Raw genomic sequence first — 13,257 nt, 5'->3', positions numbered from 1 at the left:
AGAGCAATGACCACCCCCGCATCTGTCGGCTCCGTCGCCGTCGTCACCGGAGGATCGGCCGGAATCGGCTGGGAGATCGGCCAGCGCCTCGCCGCCGACGGCTACCGGGTCGTCGCCGCCGACCGCGTTCCCGGACTCACCGCCGCCGACAACCCGGCCGGCATCGTGTGGCGGGAGCTCGACGTGACCGACCACCACGGCGTCGACCGCGTGTTCGCGGAGATCGAAGCCGAGCTCGGGCCGATCGAGGTGCTCGTGAACAACGCCGGCATCCAGCGGCACCGCGGCATCGAAGACCTCAGCTGGGACGAATGGTCCGCCGTGGTCGACGTCAACCTGCACGGGGTGTTCTCGGCACTGCAGGCGGCAGGGAAGCGGATGCTGGCGCGCGGCGACGGCCGCATCGTCAACATCTCGTCGATCTCGTCGCGCGGCTCGGCAGGGCGCGCGCCGTACGCCACGACCAAGGCCGCGGTGATCGGCCTGACCTCGACAGCGGGCGCCGAGTGGGCCGCCCGGGGGGTGCGGGTCAACGCGGTCGCACCCGGATACGTCGACACCGGCGTCTTCCGCCAGGGCGTGGAGGCGGGCACCCTCAGCCTCGACACGATCCTGTCGCGCATCCCCGCGAAGCGCCTGGCCGAGGCGAGCGAGATCGCCGCCGCGGTCAGCTTCCTCGTCTCCGACCAGTCCCGGTACATGAACGGCCAGACCCTGTACGTCGACGGCGGCTTCCTGGCCGACTACGGCGTGCCGCTGGCGAAGAAGCCCGAATGACGACGATCGCGCGCATCGACACGGCCACGGCCGTGCTCCCCCTTCCCGCGCCGCTGCACCTGGGCGCGATGACCGTGACGCGCCGCGAGTACAGCGCGGTGCGGGCGACCGCCGACGACGGCACGACCGGCGTGGCCTACTGCCTCTCACGGGAGGCGCCGATGGCCGAGATCGTCGACCGTCTCGTGGCCGCGCACGCGATCGGCGCCGATGCCGGTGACCCCGCGGCGGCATGGATGCGGATGCTGCGAGGCAGCGCCATCGTCGGCCGCGTGGGCCTCGTGCGACGGGCGATCGGCCTGGTCGACATCGCCTTGTGGGACATCGCAGCACGGCGGGCGGGTGTGCCGCTGTGGAAGCTGCTCGGCACCGGCGACGCTCCGCGCGAGGCGATGCTGGTCGCCGCGTATCCGTCGCCGGAGCGGTCCCCGCGCGAGGTAGCCGACGAGGTTCTCGCCCAGGCCGACGGCTGGACGCACGTGAAGATCTCCCGCACCCCGGATCCGGCATACATGCGCGACCTGATCGCGATGGTGAACGCCGAGCTGCCCGCCGCCACCGGGCTGGTGGTCGACGTCGGCTTCGGCTGGCCCGACGCCGACACGGCGCTGGCAGAGATCGCGCAGTGGGGCGACCCGCAGCTCGCATGGCTGGAAGACCCCCTGCTCCCCGAAGACGCCGACGGCGTCGCGCGCATCCGCCGACAGTCGGGGCTGCCGGTCTCGGTCGGCGATGAGGTCACCGATCCAGCCGTGTTGCGGGCGCTGGTCGAGGTCGGCGGCGTCGACGTCCTGCGGCTCGACGTCGTCGCGATCGGCGGGGTGACCCCTGCGCGGGAGATGATCGCGTGGGCGGCCTCGCGCGGGGTACCGGTCTCCGGGCACGTGTACCCCGAGGTCACCGCGCACCTGGGCATCGGGGTGGAGACGTTCGCGCGCGGCGGCAACCCCTACGACCCGGCGCCCTCGTTCATCCTCGGCGGTCCGGCCTTCGACGGCCCGGTGCGGCCGGCGGATGCCGTGGGCCTCGGCTTCGCGCTGGACCCCGCCGTCTTCCGATTCGAGAGGAACTGAGATGACAGACTCCGCACGCAGTGTCGTCGTGACGGGCAGCGGCAAGGGCATCGGTCGCGCCATCGCCGAGCGCCTCAGCGCCGACGGCTGGATCGTGGTCGGGCTGGAGCGCTCGCCGGGGTCCGGCACGGTCGACGAGGGCATCGTGGCCGAGGTCGTGCTCGGCGACGCGGCTGATCGCGCGACGCACCGACGGGCGGCCGGTGCCGCCCGCGCCCGGGCGCCTCTCGCCGGCTGGGTCAACAACGCCGGCATCACCAAGCGCACCCCCCTTCACGACCTCGATGAAGACACCGTGCGCGAGGTCCTCGGCATCAACGGCTTCGGATACATCTGGGGCTGCTCGACCGCCGTCTCCGCCTTCCTCGACCAGGGCGTGCCCGGCGCGATCGTGAATGTCGGCTCGATCCACGGACGCTCGAGCTTCACCGACCATGCCGCCTACGAGTTCACCAAGGGCGGCATCGACGCCCTCACACGCAGCGTGGCCGTGTCGTATGGGGCGCTCGGCATCCGCGCGAACACCGTCGCTCCCGGCGGCGTGCGCACTCCGCATCTGGAGGCCCAGATCGCCCGTGCGACAGACCCTGCAGCGGCGGAACGGGCGCTCGCGGAGGGCCCGCCGATGGGCCGTATCGCGCGCGCCGAGGAAGTGGCCGCGGTGACCGCGTTCCTGCTCTCCGACCAGGCCCCCTACCTGTCGGGCCAGTCGATCGCCGTCGACGGCGCCTGGACGGCATCCTTCGGCGACATCGCCATCGATCCGGCCGTGCGGGCGCGCTTCGCGCAGGGGTAGACGGGAGGCTCAGGCCTTGAGCATCGAGGCGCGCGAGATCACGCCGCCCACCACGTCGAACGTCGCGATGGTCTCTGTGGCGGTGCCCGCGTTGATCACCTGTTCCTGCGCCACGACCCACCGCGTACCGAAGAGCACGGTGGTCTCGATCACGCACGACAACTCGGGGTTCTGCAGCCGCGGCTCGTAGAACGCGCGGATCGCCGCCGAGCCGACGACGGGCTCCGCAGCGACGCCCGTGATCACCGCATCCGGCGCGTAGGTGGCGACGAAGGCATCCAGGTCGTGCGCGTTGAAGGCGTCGAGCTGCGCCTGAACGGTGTCGAGCGCAGAACGGTCGGGCGCGGTGCGGTCAGTCAATGCGAACTCCTCCGTTGACGTCGTAGGTGGCGCCGGTGATGAACCGGGCACGCTCCGACGCGAGCGATGCGATGATCCAGGCGACGTCCGCCGGCTGCCCGAATGCGCCGAGCGGAATACCGGCTTCGAGCTTCTCCCGCCCCGCCCCCTGCAGCTGGTCGGTGATCGCGCTCGCGACCGGGCCGGGAGTGACGGCATTGACGCGGATGCCCTCGCCGGCGAGGTGACGCGCGAAACTGCGCGTGATCGCGAGGATCGCGCCCTTGCTCGCCGCATAGTGGATCCCGGTCTGCAGCGCTCCGACCTGACCCGCGATCGAGGCGATGTTGATCACCGAGCGATCGCCCTCGGCAGCCCGCAGCAGGGGAAGAGCACCGCGGGTGAGGAAGAAGGTGCCCCGGGCGTTGGTCTCCAGCACCATGTCCCACTCGTCGAACTCGATGTCGGCATAGGGCGTGTACGGGCACACGCCGCCGTTGTTGACGAGCACGTGCAGTGATCCCCACGCGTCGGTGATCTCGCCGATCACCGCGTCGATCGATGCCCGCTCGCGCAGGTCGAGGCGCGAGACCCGCACCTCGGGTGACCCCGCCGCGCGGCATTCCGCGGCGACGCGGATCGCTTCGGCCTCGCGGCCGGCGTACGTGATCCAGAGGGCGGCGCCCTCGCGGGCGAGTTCGAGGGCGGCGGCGGTTCCGATACCGGAACTGGCCCCCGTGATCAACGCTCGGCGCACAGTCATAGGTCCGATGCTATAGCGAATCGGGCACTCATTGCGCTGCGCTGCGGAGATTTGCTAGATGCTATAGCATCGCCTCCATGACCGCGCCTCTCATCCTCGTCAGCGACTGCGACCTCCCGGGAACCGTCATCGAAGACACCCTGCGTCGGGCGGGCCTGCGCGCCGAGCGCGCCGCTTCCGGCAGCCTCGACGACATCGCCGCTGCCGGCCCGAGCGCCGAGGGCCTGGTCGTGCAGTGGGCGCAGATCACCGGCGAGGTCATGGATCGGATGCCGAACCTCCGCATCATCAGCCGGGTCGGCATCGGCTACGACATGGTGGACGTCGAGGCGGCGACGGCCCGCGGCATCGCGGTGGCCAACACCCCGAGCTACTGCATAGAAGAGGTCGCCGCGCACACGATCGCGATGATCATGGCCGAGGCCCGCGGCCTCGCCGCCTACGATCGCGCCGTGCGCGCCGGCACCTGGAGGGCCGTCGATGCGCATCCGCTCGCCGTTCGCCCCTCGACCACCACGGTCTCGGTGCTCGGCTTCGGCCGTATCGGCTCGATCGTCGCACGCGGATGCCGCGCGCTCGGCTTCCGAGTGCTCGTCGCCGACCCCTACGCCTCGGCTGCCGCCGTGCGCGAGGCCGGATGCGACCTGGTCGAGATCCCCGACGCCGTCGCCTGGGCCGACATCCTCACGCTGCATGTGCCGCTGACCGACACCACCCGACACCTCATCGATGCCGACGCGCTCGCGACGATGAAGCAGGGCGCCGTCATCGTGAACACATGCCGCGGTCCGCTCATCGACGAGGATGCGCTCGCGGACTCGCTGCGCGGTGGTCGCCTCGGCGGCGCCGCACTCGACGTGTTCGCCGGCGAGCCGCTCGCCGGCGACTCACCGCTGCGCGGCCTCGACCAGGTCCTGCTCACTCCGCACGCAGCCTGGTACTCCCCCGAGGCGCTGGCGGATCTCCCCGTGCACGCGGCGGAGAACATCATCCGCCACCTCGCCGGCGAGTCAGCGCCGATCATCAACCCGGCCTTCGCCGACGCGCGCTGACGGGGAAGGAAGACATGGAACTGCTGCGACTGGGCCCGCTCGGCCTCGAGCGCCCCTACGTCCGCGACGACGGCGTCGTCTACGACCTGGCGCCTGTGACCGCGGACATCGACGGGGCCTTCCTCGCATCGGGCGGCATCGCCCGCGCGCGCGACGCTCTCGCGCGCGGCGACCTGAAGGCCGCCGATATCGACGGCCTGCGCATCGGCGCACCGGTCAGCCGTCCCGGCGCGGTGATCTGCATCGGGCAGAACTACGCAGCCCACGCCGCCGAGTCGGGGGCCGCGCCGCCGACGCATCCGGTCATCTTCTTCAAGCATCCGAACACCGTCGTCGGCCCCGATGACGTCGTCCTGCTGCCGCCCGACGCCGAGAAGGTCGACTGGGAGGTCGAGCTCGCGATCGTGATCGGCGCGACCGCGAGGTATCTCCCCTCGCCCGACGCCGCACGCGACGTCATCGCCGGCTACACGATCTCGAACGATGTCTCCGAGCGCGCGAACCAGCTCGAGGTGTCGGGCGGGCAGTGGTCGAAAGGCAAGTGCTCCGAGACGTTCAACCCGCTCGGCCCCGCACTCGTCCCCGCCGACGAGGTCGACCCGCAGACGCTGCGTCTGCGGTCGTTCGTGAACGGGGAGCCGCGACAGGACTCCTCGACAGCCGACATGATCTTCCCCGTGCTGCAGCTCGTCTACGAGCTGAGCCAGTACATGGTCGTGGAGCCGGGCGATGTCATCAACACCGGCACACCGCAGGGCGTCGCGCTGTCGGGACGATTCCCCTACCTGCAGCCCGGCGACCGGATGATGCTCGAGATCGAGGGGCTCGGACGCCAGCAGCAGCGCACCGAGCGGGTGCGACTGAGCTGAGCTCCCCCGTGCGGGCCTGCGCGGCCGCGGCACGACGGAAAACGAGAAGGGCACCGGCTCGAAGCCCGTGCCCTTCTCGTTGTGTCGACCGTTGTGCGATCAGTATCGCCAACAGCCTTTCGTTTCCGTCGGGATGACAGGATTTGAACCTGCGACCCCTTGACCCCCAGTCAAGTGCGCTACCAAGCTGCGCCACATCCCGGAAATCGTCCGACGCGCGGACAACTCCCCTATCCTACCCGGTCTGACAGGCACCCGCGAACCATGCGTGCGGCGAGGCCCGTGAGAGTGGGGTGACGGATGTCGGCGGTGCGGCGTAGCGTCGCGTCATGGCTGAGATCGAGATCCGCCCCGCCTCCGCCGATCGTTTCGACGACGCCGCGCACGCGCTCACCGGCGGGGGCGACGGCGCGACGTGCTGGTGCCAATGGTGGATGCTCCCCCACAAGGACTTCGCGGCGGCGACGGATGACGACAAGCGCGCCAGGCTGCGCGGCGACCTCGCCGCCGAGCCGGCATCCGCCCTCATCGCCTACGTCGACGGTGAGCCCGCCGGGTGGGTCAAGGTCGCCCCGCGGCCCGCACAGCCCCGGCTGGAGCGCACCCGCAGCGTGCACGCCTCTCCCGAGCCGCTCGACGACGCCTCGGTGTGGGCGGTGAGCTGCTTCGTCGTGCGGAAGGAGCACCGGCGACAGGGCCTCGGGGGCGCACTGCTCGACGCGGCCGTGGCACACGCGCGCGATCATGGCGCGCGCATCATCGAGGGGTATCCGGTCGACACCGCAGCCAAGCGCGCCACCTCCAACGAGCTGTTCCACGGGGCGCTGACGACGTTCCTCGGTGCCGGATTCCGCGAGGTGGCGCGCCCCACCCCCACCCGACCCATCGTGTCGCTGGCGGTGGCCTGACGTGCCCGCGCCCACCGCCGTGCGGGGCGACATCACCGCGCAACGAGTGGATGCCGTCGTCAACGCCGCCAACCGAGCCATGCGCGGCGGGGGCGGCGTCGACGGCGCCATCCACCGGATGGGCGGGCCGGCGATCCTCGACGACTGCATCGCGCGGTTTCCGCAGGGGCTGGCCACCGGCGACGCCGGATGGACGACGGCTGGAGCACTCCCCGCTCGCTGGGTGATCCACGTCGTCGGGCCCAACCACGCCGCCGGCGAGCGCGATCGCGCCCTGTTGGTGTCGTGCTACCGCCGCGCGCTCGAGGTCGCCGACCGGCTCGGCGCGCGATCGATCGCTTTCCCGCTCATCAGCGCCGGCATCTACGGATGGCCGAAGCCCGACGCCGTCGACGCGGCGGTCGCCACCATCGCCGCCGCCGACACGGCCGTCACCGACGCGCGGATCGTGGCCTTCGACGAGGCGACCTTCGATCTCGTGGCCGAGCGGATCGCGCGGCTCTGAGCCACTGCCCTACGCTGGGCGCGGTGGCCACCCGACGCCACCCGCACCCCGACGGAGCCCTGTGAGCAACGACGCCGCACCGACCACCCGCACCCGCACGACCTCGTGGGGGTTCGTGGTGTTCGCCGCACTCGCCCTCGTGCACGTGGGCGCGATCACGCTCGGAGCCGAGCCGCTGGTCTACCCCACCAAGCTCCTGCTCATGCCCGCCCTCGCCGGGGCGGTGCTGCTCGCGCACGGCGGGCGGCCCTGGCGCGCTGTCGACACGTGGCTGATCGCCGCGATCGCCCTGTCGTGGCTCGGCGACGGCGCCGCGCTCTTCTTCCCCTTCGTGTCGCTCCCGGTCTCGCCGCCCGAACTGCCGCTGATGCTGCTGTGCTTCGGACTCGCTCACCTCGCATACATCCTGCTGTTCGCACGGCTGCCCGGTGCGCGCCGGGTGCCGGCCTGGGCGGTGGTGTACGGGGCGTGGTGGGTCGCGATGCTGCTCGTGCTGCACGTGCTGCACGTGCATCTGGGTGCGCTCCTGATCCCTGTCGCCGTCTACGGGCTCGTGCTCGCGGGAACCGCCGCGATGTCGACGCGCGGCGGAACGGTGACCGCGATCGGGGGCGCGCTCTTCCTGGCATCCGACACGCTTCTGGCCCTGCGTCTGTTCCTGCCCGGGGTGTCGGAGACGATGGCGGGCCCGTGGATCATGGCGACGTATGCGGCCGGCCAGGGCCTGCTCGCGTGGGGTGTCGTCCGCCGCGCGAGATGATGGACCGTATGGATGCGGTGCGTGTGGATGCGTGGCTCTGGGCGATCCGTGCGTACAAGACCCGCTCGGCAGCCACCAGCGCGTGCCGCGCGGGTCACGTGCGCGTGAACGGAGAGAAGGCCAAGGCGGCGCAGCCGGTGCGCATCGGCGACGAGCTGCGCGTGCGCATCGACGGGTTCGACCGCATCGTCGGGGTGCGCCAGCTGCTCGTGAAGCGCGTGGGCGCGCCGCTGGCCGCCCTCGCCTACGAGGAGCGCACCCCGCCGCGCGACCCGGCCCCGAAGGTCGCCGTCCGCGACCGCGGCGCCGGCCGTCCCACCAAGCGGGAGCGCCGCGACATCGACCACTTCCGCGGACGCGACTGACCGACCTGCTGCACCCGGCCCGCACCGAAACTCCTCCATTCCGCGCGTGAACGACGCCGTGGCGGGCTTTCGGCGTCCGCAGCGGCCTGGAATGGAGGAGTTTCGCGTGCGACCGCCGGCGCGTGCGGAGTCGATGGGCGCGCCGCGGGTGCTGCCCCGGGTGCTGCGGGTGCGGTCGGCGCGACTCGGCGGGGGGGGCGGCGCGGCCGGCCGGCCGGGGTGCGGGAGCGGGCAGCCGAACTCCTCCAGTTCGGGCGCGATCGGTTCCGCAGTGCGCTTTCGGAGGCGTCAGCGCGTCGGAATGGAGGAGTTTTGCGAGCGGAGCCGCCGAAGGCCCGCGTCGACAAGGGCGCAAAAAGCCGCGGCGGTGAGGTAGATGCCGAGGTCGCGAGCGTCGAAGACAGTGCCGAACACGAGTCTGGCGGGCGCGAATGCTGCACCCCACTGCTGCGGGAGCCCCGTGAGCTGGAGGAGTTCCACGGCAACGGACCATCCGCCGGCGACCGCTCCGACGACGACCGGCGACCAGCGCGGAGCCAGCACGACGACGAACAGGTACGCCGCGACCGTGTACAGCGCATCGCCGGCGATGTCGGATGCCGCGCTGTCCGGCAACCGTGTGATCCCGAGCCCCGCGGCGATCGTCACGACCAGCAGCCCGGCCGCGATCAGTCGCCGCCGCGCAGTGCCGAGGCGTGGCGGTGCGGCGGTTACCACCGGTCGTTCAGCCACGACACCGGGCTCACGACGCCGCCGAGGTCGCGCACCCTGTCGGCGAGGCCGCGGTCGCTCGTGATGACGCGGACGGTGCGGCCCGCTGATTGCAGTCGGGCGGCTTCGGCAACGATCGTGTCGTCACCCTGACCCTCTGCGCGCACGATCTCGAGGCCGTCGACGTCGGGCGCCGATCGGGCCTGACCCTCCAGCACGATGTGGATCTCAGGGAACCAGGTGTGCTCGGGCAGGTCGAGAGCGGATGCCGGGATGCCATGCTCTGCGAGCGCCGCGAGACGGCCCAGCAGCCGTTCCGCCGCTCCGGCGCGGTCTTTCCACCACCCGTCGGGCACCGAGCCGACGACGTTGGCAGCGTCGATCAGGAGCGCAGGGCGGGTGCCCAGGAGTCCGCGCAACCGCGGCCACGAGGCGGCGAATCCGGGATGGAGCGGGAAGGTATCGACGTCATCGGCGGGGACCCACGCGAGCTCCCGGCTCTCGGGATCGCTGATGACGGGCTCGAACGGGCGCACGACATCGGCGACCACGGTCGCGTAGGTCCAGACCTCGGCGTCGTGCACACTGATGAACCGCGGCCGCACGGCATCCCGCGGGACGCCGGCCTCCTCCGCCGATTCGCGCAGCGCGCCGTCGCACGCCGACTCGCCTTCATGACGCGCGCCGCCCGGGAGCGCCCACGTGTCACCGTGATGGGACCACGAGACCCGATGCTGCAGCAGCACCCCCGTGTCCGGATCGAGCGCGAGCAGTCCCGCGGCGCCGAAACGGCCCCAGTAGCGCGTGCCGTCATCGGCGACCACCCACGCGTCACCGGGGTCGCGTGGCCCGTGAGGGCGACGCGGCTCGCCGGGTGCGGGCGGCTCGATCGTCACGCCCCCAGCCTGTCACACGCGCGCCCGCGGGGCGCCGCCGTGTCGTCCGGTGACGCCCCCACCGCCGTGGGTGGGCTGGCGGGCACGCCCCACGGGTCGCGGCCCTCGCCCGGGGTCGCTTCCGCAAACGGCAGGGTGAGGCGACGGCATCCGCGATTTGCGAGACACGCGGAGAACACATGTCCCACCATCGGCGAGTCGGCGCAGCCGCACCCCGCATCCGTGGGACGCGCCGACAAGGCACGTCCCTCGAACGGCGACCCCGCCCCGCCGCACCCGCACTCCGCGGGACATAGCCACCCACCACGTCCCACAAACGAAGGGTCTGGGCCGCCGCACCCGCACTCCGCGGGACATAACCACCCACCGCGTCCCGCGAACTGCGAGCCCCGGCTGCCACACCCACCGTCTGCGGGACGCGCCCCTGGGCCACGTCACACGAACAGCGCACCCACGCAGCAACACCCGCCGCTCGCGGGACGCGGCCACCCCGTACGTCGCACGAACCGCGGCCCCTCCCCACCCACAAACCCCACAAGTGGCCTGACCACTTTCGCGACACGCCATATATGGGCTTCGCAACGCGCCGGAGCCCCACATATTGTGGTGATCCACCTGGCGGCATCCGGCCGCCTGCTACCCCGCACAGAGCGAGAGGACTCCTCATGAGCCGTAGTGTCAGCGTCGCCGAAACGATCGACGAATACCTTGCCCGCGCCGACTGGCGCGTCAACGCCAACGCCAACCAGGGCTACTCGCTGGGAGGGATGATCCTCAACGCGGCCGGCAAGCTCATCGCCAACTACTGGCTCGACGAGGTCTACGCCCCCGAGGCCGGCAAGGCCCACCGCGAGGGCGACCTGCACATCCACGACCTCGACGTGTTCGCCGGCTACTGCGCCGGCTGGTCGCTGCGGATGGTGCTCGAACAGGGCTTCAACGGCGTGCCCGGCAAGATCTCCTCCACTCCCCCGAAGCACTTCTCCAGCGCCCTCGGCCAGCTCGTGAACTTCCTCGGGACCCTGCAGAACGAGTGGGCCGGCGCGCAGGCGTTCAGCTCGTTCGACACCTACCTCGCCCCCTACGTGCGCCGCGACGGGCTGAGCTACGACCAGGTGCTGCAGGCGATGCAGGAGTTCATCTTCAACCTCAACGTGCCCAGCCGCTGGGGCACCCAGACCCCCTTCACCAACCTCACCTTCGATTGGGTGTGCCCCGACGACCTCGCCGACCAGCATCCGCTCGTCGCCTACGAGGTGCAGCCGTTCACCTACGGCGACCTCGCTCCCGAGATGGCGATCATCAACCGCGCGTTCATCGAGGTGATGACCGCCGGGGATGCCGACGGCCGCGCGTTCACCTTCCCGATCCCCACCTACAACATCACCAAGGACTTCGACTGGGAGGGCGAGAACGTCGAGGAGCTGTTCGCGATGACCGCGAAGTACGGGCTGCCGTACTTCCAGAACTTCGTGAACTCCGACCTCGACCCGCACATGATCCGCTCGATGTGCTGCCGCCTGCAGCTCGACCTCACCGAGCTGCTCAAGCGCGGCAACGGGCTGTTCGGCTCGGCGGAGCAAACGGGTTCGATCGGCGTCGTCACCATCAACTGCGCGCGGCTGGGCTTCGTGCACTCCGGCGACGAGCTGGCGGCCCTCGAGCACCTCGACGAGCTGCTGCTCATCGCGAAGGACTCGCTCGAGGCCAAGCGCGAGGTCATCACCAAGCACCTGTTCGCGGGCCTGTTCCCCTACACGCAGCGCTACCTCGGCACGATGGACAACCACTTCTCCACCATCGGCGTCAACGGCATCAACGAGTACGTGCGCAACCTCTCCCGCGACACCCTCGACATCACCGATGAGGAGGGCGCCGCCGCCGCGGTGCGCCTGCTCGACCGGGTGCGCGAGCGCATCGTGCAGTTCCAAGAGGAGACGGGCCGCATGTACAACCTGGAGGCGACGCCCGCCGAGGGCACGACCTACCGGTTCGCCAAGGAGGACATCGCCCGCTTCGAAGGCATCCTGCACGCCGGCACGTCGCAGAACCCGTACTACACGAACTCGTCGCAGCTGCCCGTGGGCTACACCGCCGACCCGTTCCTGGCGATGGAGCTGCAGGAGCCGCTGCAGCAGAAGTACACCGGCGGCACCGTGCTGCACCTGTACCTCGGCGAGGCGATGACCAGCTCGCGCGCCTGCCGCGAACTGGTGCGACGCTCGCTGGAGCGCTACCGGCTGCCCTACATCACGGTCACCCCGACCTTCTCGATCTGCCCGCAGCACGGGTACGTGTCGGGCCACCACGACCTCTGCCCCACGTGCGAGGCGGCGTGCGAGGTGTGGACCCGCGTGATGGGTTACTTCCGGCCCGTGGCCTCGTTCAACATCGGCAAGAAGGGCGAGGCTGAGGAACGTCAGTACTTCCTCGCACCGACGGAGGTGGAAAGTGGAGCACGAGCCTCGTGAGCTGAGGATCGCCGGGGTGACGGCGTTCTCGACGGTCGACTGGCCGGGCATGATGGCGGCCACGGTGTTCCTGCAGGGCTGCCCGTGGGACTGCTTCTACTGCCACAACCCCGCGCTCATCGATCCGCGTGCCGCGGGCGTGCTCAGCTGGGCCGACGTCACCGACCTGCTGTGCGACCGGATCGGACTGCTGGATGCCGTCGTGTTCTCCGGCGGCGAGCCGACGATGCAGCGCGGCCTCATCCCCGCGATGAAGATGGCGCGCGCGCTCGGGTTCGAGGTCGGCCTGCACACGGCCGGCCCCTACCCGAGCCTGCTCGCCAAGGCGCTGCCGTTCGTCGACTGGGTGGGGCTGGACATCAAGGCGACCCGCCAGGAGTACACCGGCGTCACCGGACGCGCCCGCAGCGGCGACAACGCGTGGCGGTCGTTGGAGCTCGTGCTCGCGCACAGCCTGCTGCGGGCGGGCACGAAGCGTCCGCTCGACTACGAGGTGCGCACGACCGTGCACCCGGCGGCGATCGACGACGCGGGTCTGCGCGAGCTCGGATGCCGTCTGGCCGAGGCCGGGGTGGAGAGCTGGGCGGTGCAGCGCTTCCGCGACACCGGCACGCGTTCGCCGCTTCCCCGCGTGGATGCCGACGGCTCGGCGCTCCGCCTGGACGACCTGCCCGCCGAGCTGTTCGCCAGCTTCAGCATCCGCTGAGCACGGTCGCGCCGCCCGTCGCGCCCGCACCCCGTTGCGCCGGCGCGGTCGCGCCCGCACCCGGTTACGACCTGCGCCCGGTAGCGACCCGCACCCGGGTGGCGACCCGCGCTCTCCGCCGAGTGTCCAAGACACGCCGCTGCCGCCGCGCAGATGCCGCGTGTCTCGGACACTCGGCATCCGCCCTACCCGGCGTCCCGCCGCGCCCGTCGCGCCGGCGCGGTCGCGCCCGCACCCGGTTGCGACCTGCGCCCGGTAGCGACCCG

At 71.3% G+C, this 13,257-nt stretch carries 15 protein-coding genes and 1 tRNA gene; 11 read left to right on the top strand and 5 right to left on the bottom strand.

Going from position 1 to position 13,257, the window contains the following annotated elements; translation table 11 throughout:
• Positions 1-6 precede the first annotated feature (6 nt).
• From N3K63_RS13025 to N3K63_RS13015, 3 genes are read left to right on the top strand one after another with little or no spacing between them, the layout of a single operon-like run.
• The gene (locus N3K63_RS13025) at positions 7-777 is read left to right on the top strand and encodes an SDR family NAD(P)-dependent oxidoreductase (protein ID WP_261580620.1); all 771 of its coding nucleotides are present in this window, start codon (positions 7-9) and stop codon (positions 775-777) included.
• Entirely contained in the window at positions 774-1,850 is a 1,077-nt protein-coding gene (locus tag N3K63_RS13020) for an enolase C-terminal domain-like protein (protein WP_261580619.1), read from the top strand. Before N3K63_RS13025 ends, N3K63_RS13020 begins: the two co-directional genes overlap by 4 nt.
• Before the next feature lies 1 nt (position 1,851).
• Positions 1,852-2,646, top strand: a complete 795-nt coding sequence (locus N3K63_RS13015; RefSeq protein WP_261580618.1) for an SDR family NAD(P)-dependent oxidoreductase — start codon at positions 1,852-1,854, stop codon at positions 2,644-2,646.
• A 9-nt stretch (positions 2,647-2,655) separates the two neighbouring features.
• On the opposite strand, the gene N3K63_RS13010 is transcribed toward N3K63_RS13015, so the two are convergent.
• Together N3K63_RS13010 and N3K63_RS13005 are read right to left on the bottom strand one after the other, a co-directional pair.
• The gene (locus N3K63_RS13010; RefSeq protein ID WP_261580617.1) at positions 2,656-3,006 is read right to left on the bottom strand and encodes a nuclear transport factor 2 family protein; all 351 of its coding nucleotides are present in this window, start codon (positions 3,004-3,006) and stop codon (positions 2,656-2,658) included.
• On the bottom strand, positions 2,999-3,748 hold the full coding sequence (locus tag N3K63_RS13005; protein ID WP_261580615.1) for an SDR family NAD(P)-dependent oxidoreductase: 750 nt from the start codon (positions 3,746-3,748) through the stop codon (positions 2,999-3,001). Before N3K63_RS13005 ends, N3K63_RS13010 begins: the two co-directional genes overlap by 8 nt.
• Positions 3,749-3,825: 77 nt before the next feature.
• Here N3K63_RS13005 and N3K63_RS13000 point away from each other — a divergent pair, with 77 nt between their 5' ends.
• Together N3K63_RS13000 and N3K63_RS12995 are read left to right on the top strand one after the other, a co-directional pair.
• Positions 3,826-4,800: a C-terminal binding protein gene (locus N3K63_RS13000; protein ID WP_261580614.1), complete on the top strand. Its 975-nt coding sequence runs from the start codon at positions 3,826-3,828 to the stop codon at positions 4,798-4,800.
• Positions 4,801-4,814: 14 nt separating this feature from the next.
• On the top strand, positions 4,815-5,669 hold the full coding sequence (locus N3K63_RS12995) for a fumarylacetoacetate hydrolase family protein (RefSeq protein ID WP_261580613.1): 855 nt from the start codon (positions 4,815-4,817) through the stop codon (positions 5,667-5,669).
• A gap of 128 nt (positions 5,670-5,797) precedes the next feature.
• Here N3K63_RS12995 and N3K63_RS12990 read toward each other — a convergent pair.
• Positions 5,798-5,871 (bottom strand) — tRNA-Pro (locus N3K63_RS12990).
• A gap of 127 nt (positions 5,872-5,998) precedes the next feature.
• Between N3K63_RS12990 and N3K63_RS12985 the strand changes: the two genes are divergently transcribed.
• From N3K63_RS12985 to N3K63_RS12970, 4 genes are all read left to right on the top strand, one after another.
• The gene (locus tag N3K63_RS12985) at positions 5,999-6,577 is read left to right on the top strand and encodes a GNAT family N-acetyltransferase (RefSeq protein ID WP_261580612.1); all 579 of its coding nucleotides are present in this window, start codon (positions 5,999-6,001) and stop codon (positions 6,575-6,577) included.
• A 1-nt stretch (position 6,578) separates the two neighbouring features.
• Positions 6,579-7,082: a macro domain-containing protein gene (locus tag N3K63_RS12980; protein WP_261580611.1), complete on the top strand. Its 504-nt coding sequence runs from the start codon at positions 6,579-6,581 to the stop codon at positions 7,080-7,082.
• Between the two features lie 61 nt (positions 7,083-7,143).
• A complete protein-coding gene (locus N3K63_RS12975) occupies positions 7,144-7,842 on the top strand; it encodes a lysoplasmalogenase (RefSeq protein WP_261580610.1) in 699 nt (232 codons plus the stop codon).
• Between the two features lie 8 nt (positions 7,843-7,850).
• Positions 7,851-8,207, top strand: coding sequence for an RNA-binding S4 domain-containing protein (locus N3K63_RS12970; RefSeq protein WP_261580609.1), 357 nt, complete (start codon positions 7,851-7,853; stop codon positions 8,205-8,207).
• Between the two features lie 288 nt (positions 8,208-8,495).
• Here the strand turns inward: N3K63_RS12970 and N3K63_RS12965 are convergent, their stop codons facing one another.
• Together N3K63_RS12965 and N3K63_RS12960 are read right to left on the bottom strand one after the other, a co-directional pair.
• On the bottom strand, positions 8,496-8,939 hold the full coding sequence (locus N3K63_RS12965; protein ID WP_261580608.1) for a ribosomal maturation YjgA family protein: 444 nt from the start codon (positions 8,937-8,939) through the stop codon (positions 8,496-8,498).
• The gene (locus N3K63_RS12960) at positions 8,918-9,814 is read right to left on the bottom strand and encodes an NUDIX domain-containing protein (RefSeq protein WP_261580607.1); all 897 of its coding nucleotides are present in this window, start codon (positions 9,812-9,814) and stop codon (positions 8,918-8,920) included. The genes N3K63_RS12965 and N3K63_RS12960 overlap by 22 nt, the downstream gene beginning before the upstream one ends.
• 665 nt (positions 9,815-10,479) lie before the next feature.
• Between N3K63_RS12960 and N3K63_RS12955 the strand changes: the two genes are divergently transcribed.
• Positions 10,480-12,285, top strand: coding sequence for a ribonucleoside triphosphate reductase (locus N3K63_RS12955; protein WP_261580606.1), 1,806 nt, complete (start codon positions 10,480-10,482; stop codon positions 12,283-12,285).
• A gap of 16 nt (positions 12,286-12,301) precedes the next feature.
• Positions 12,302-12,991: an anaerobic ribonucleoside-triphosphate reductase activating protein gene (locus N3K63_RS12950; RefSeq protein WP_261580605.1), complete on the top strand. Its 690-nt coding sequence runs from the start codon at positions 12,302-12,304 to the stop codon at positions 12,989-12,991.
• Positions 12,992-13,257 lie beyond the last annotated feature (266 nt).

The sequence above is a fragment of the Microbacterium festucae genome (assembly GCF_025421715.1).
GTDB classification, from domain to species: domain Bacteria; phylum Actinomycetota; class Actinomycetes; order Actinomycetales; family Microbacteriaceae; genus Microbacterium; species Microbacterium festucae.
The sequence above is the reverse complement of the archived record's forward strand: the minus strand, read 5'-3'. Positions and strand labels throughout refer to the sequence as shown.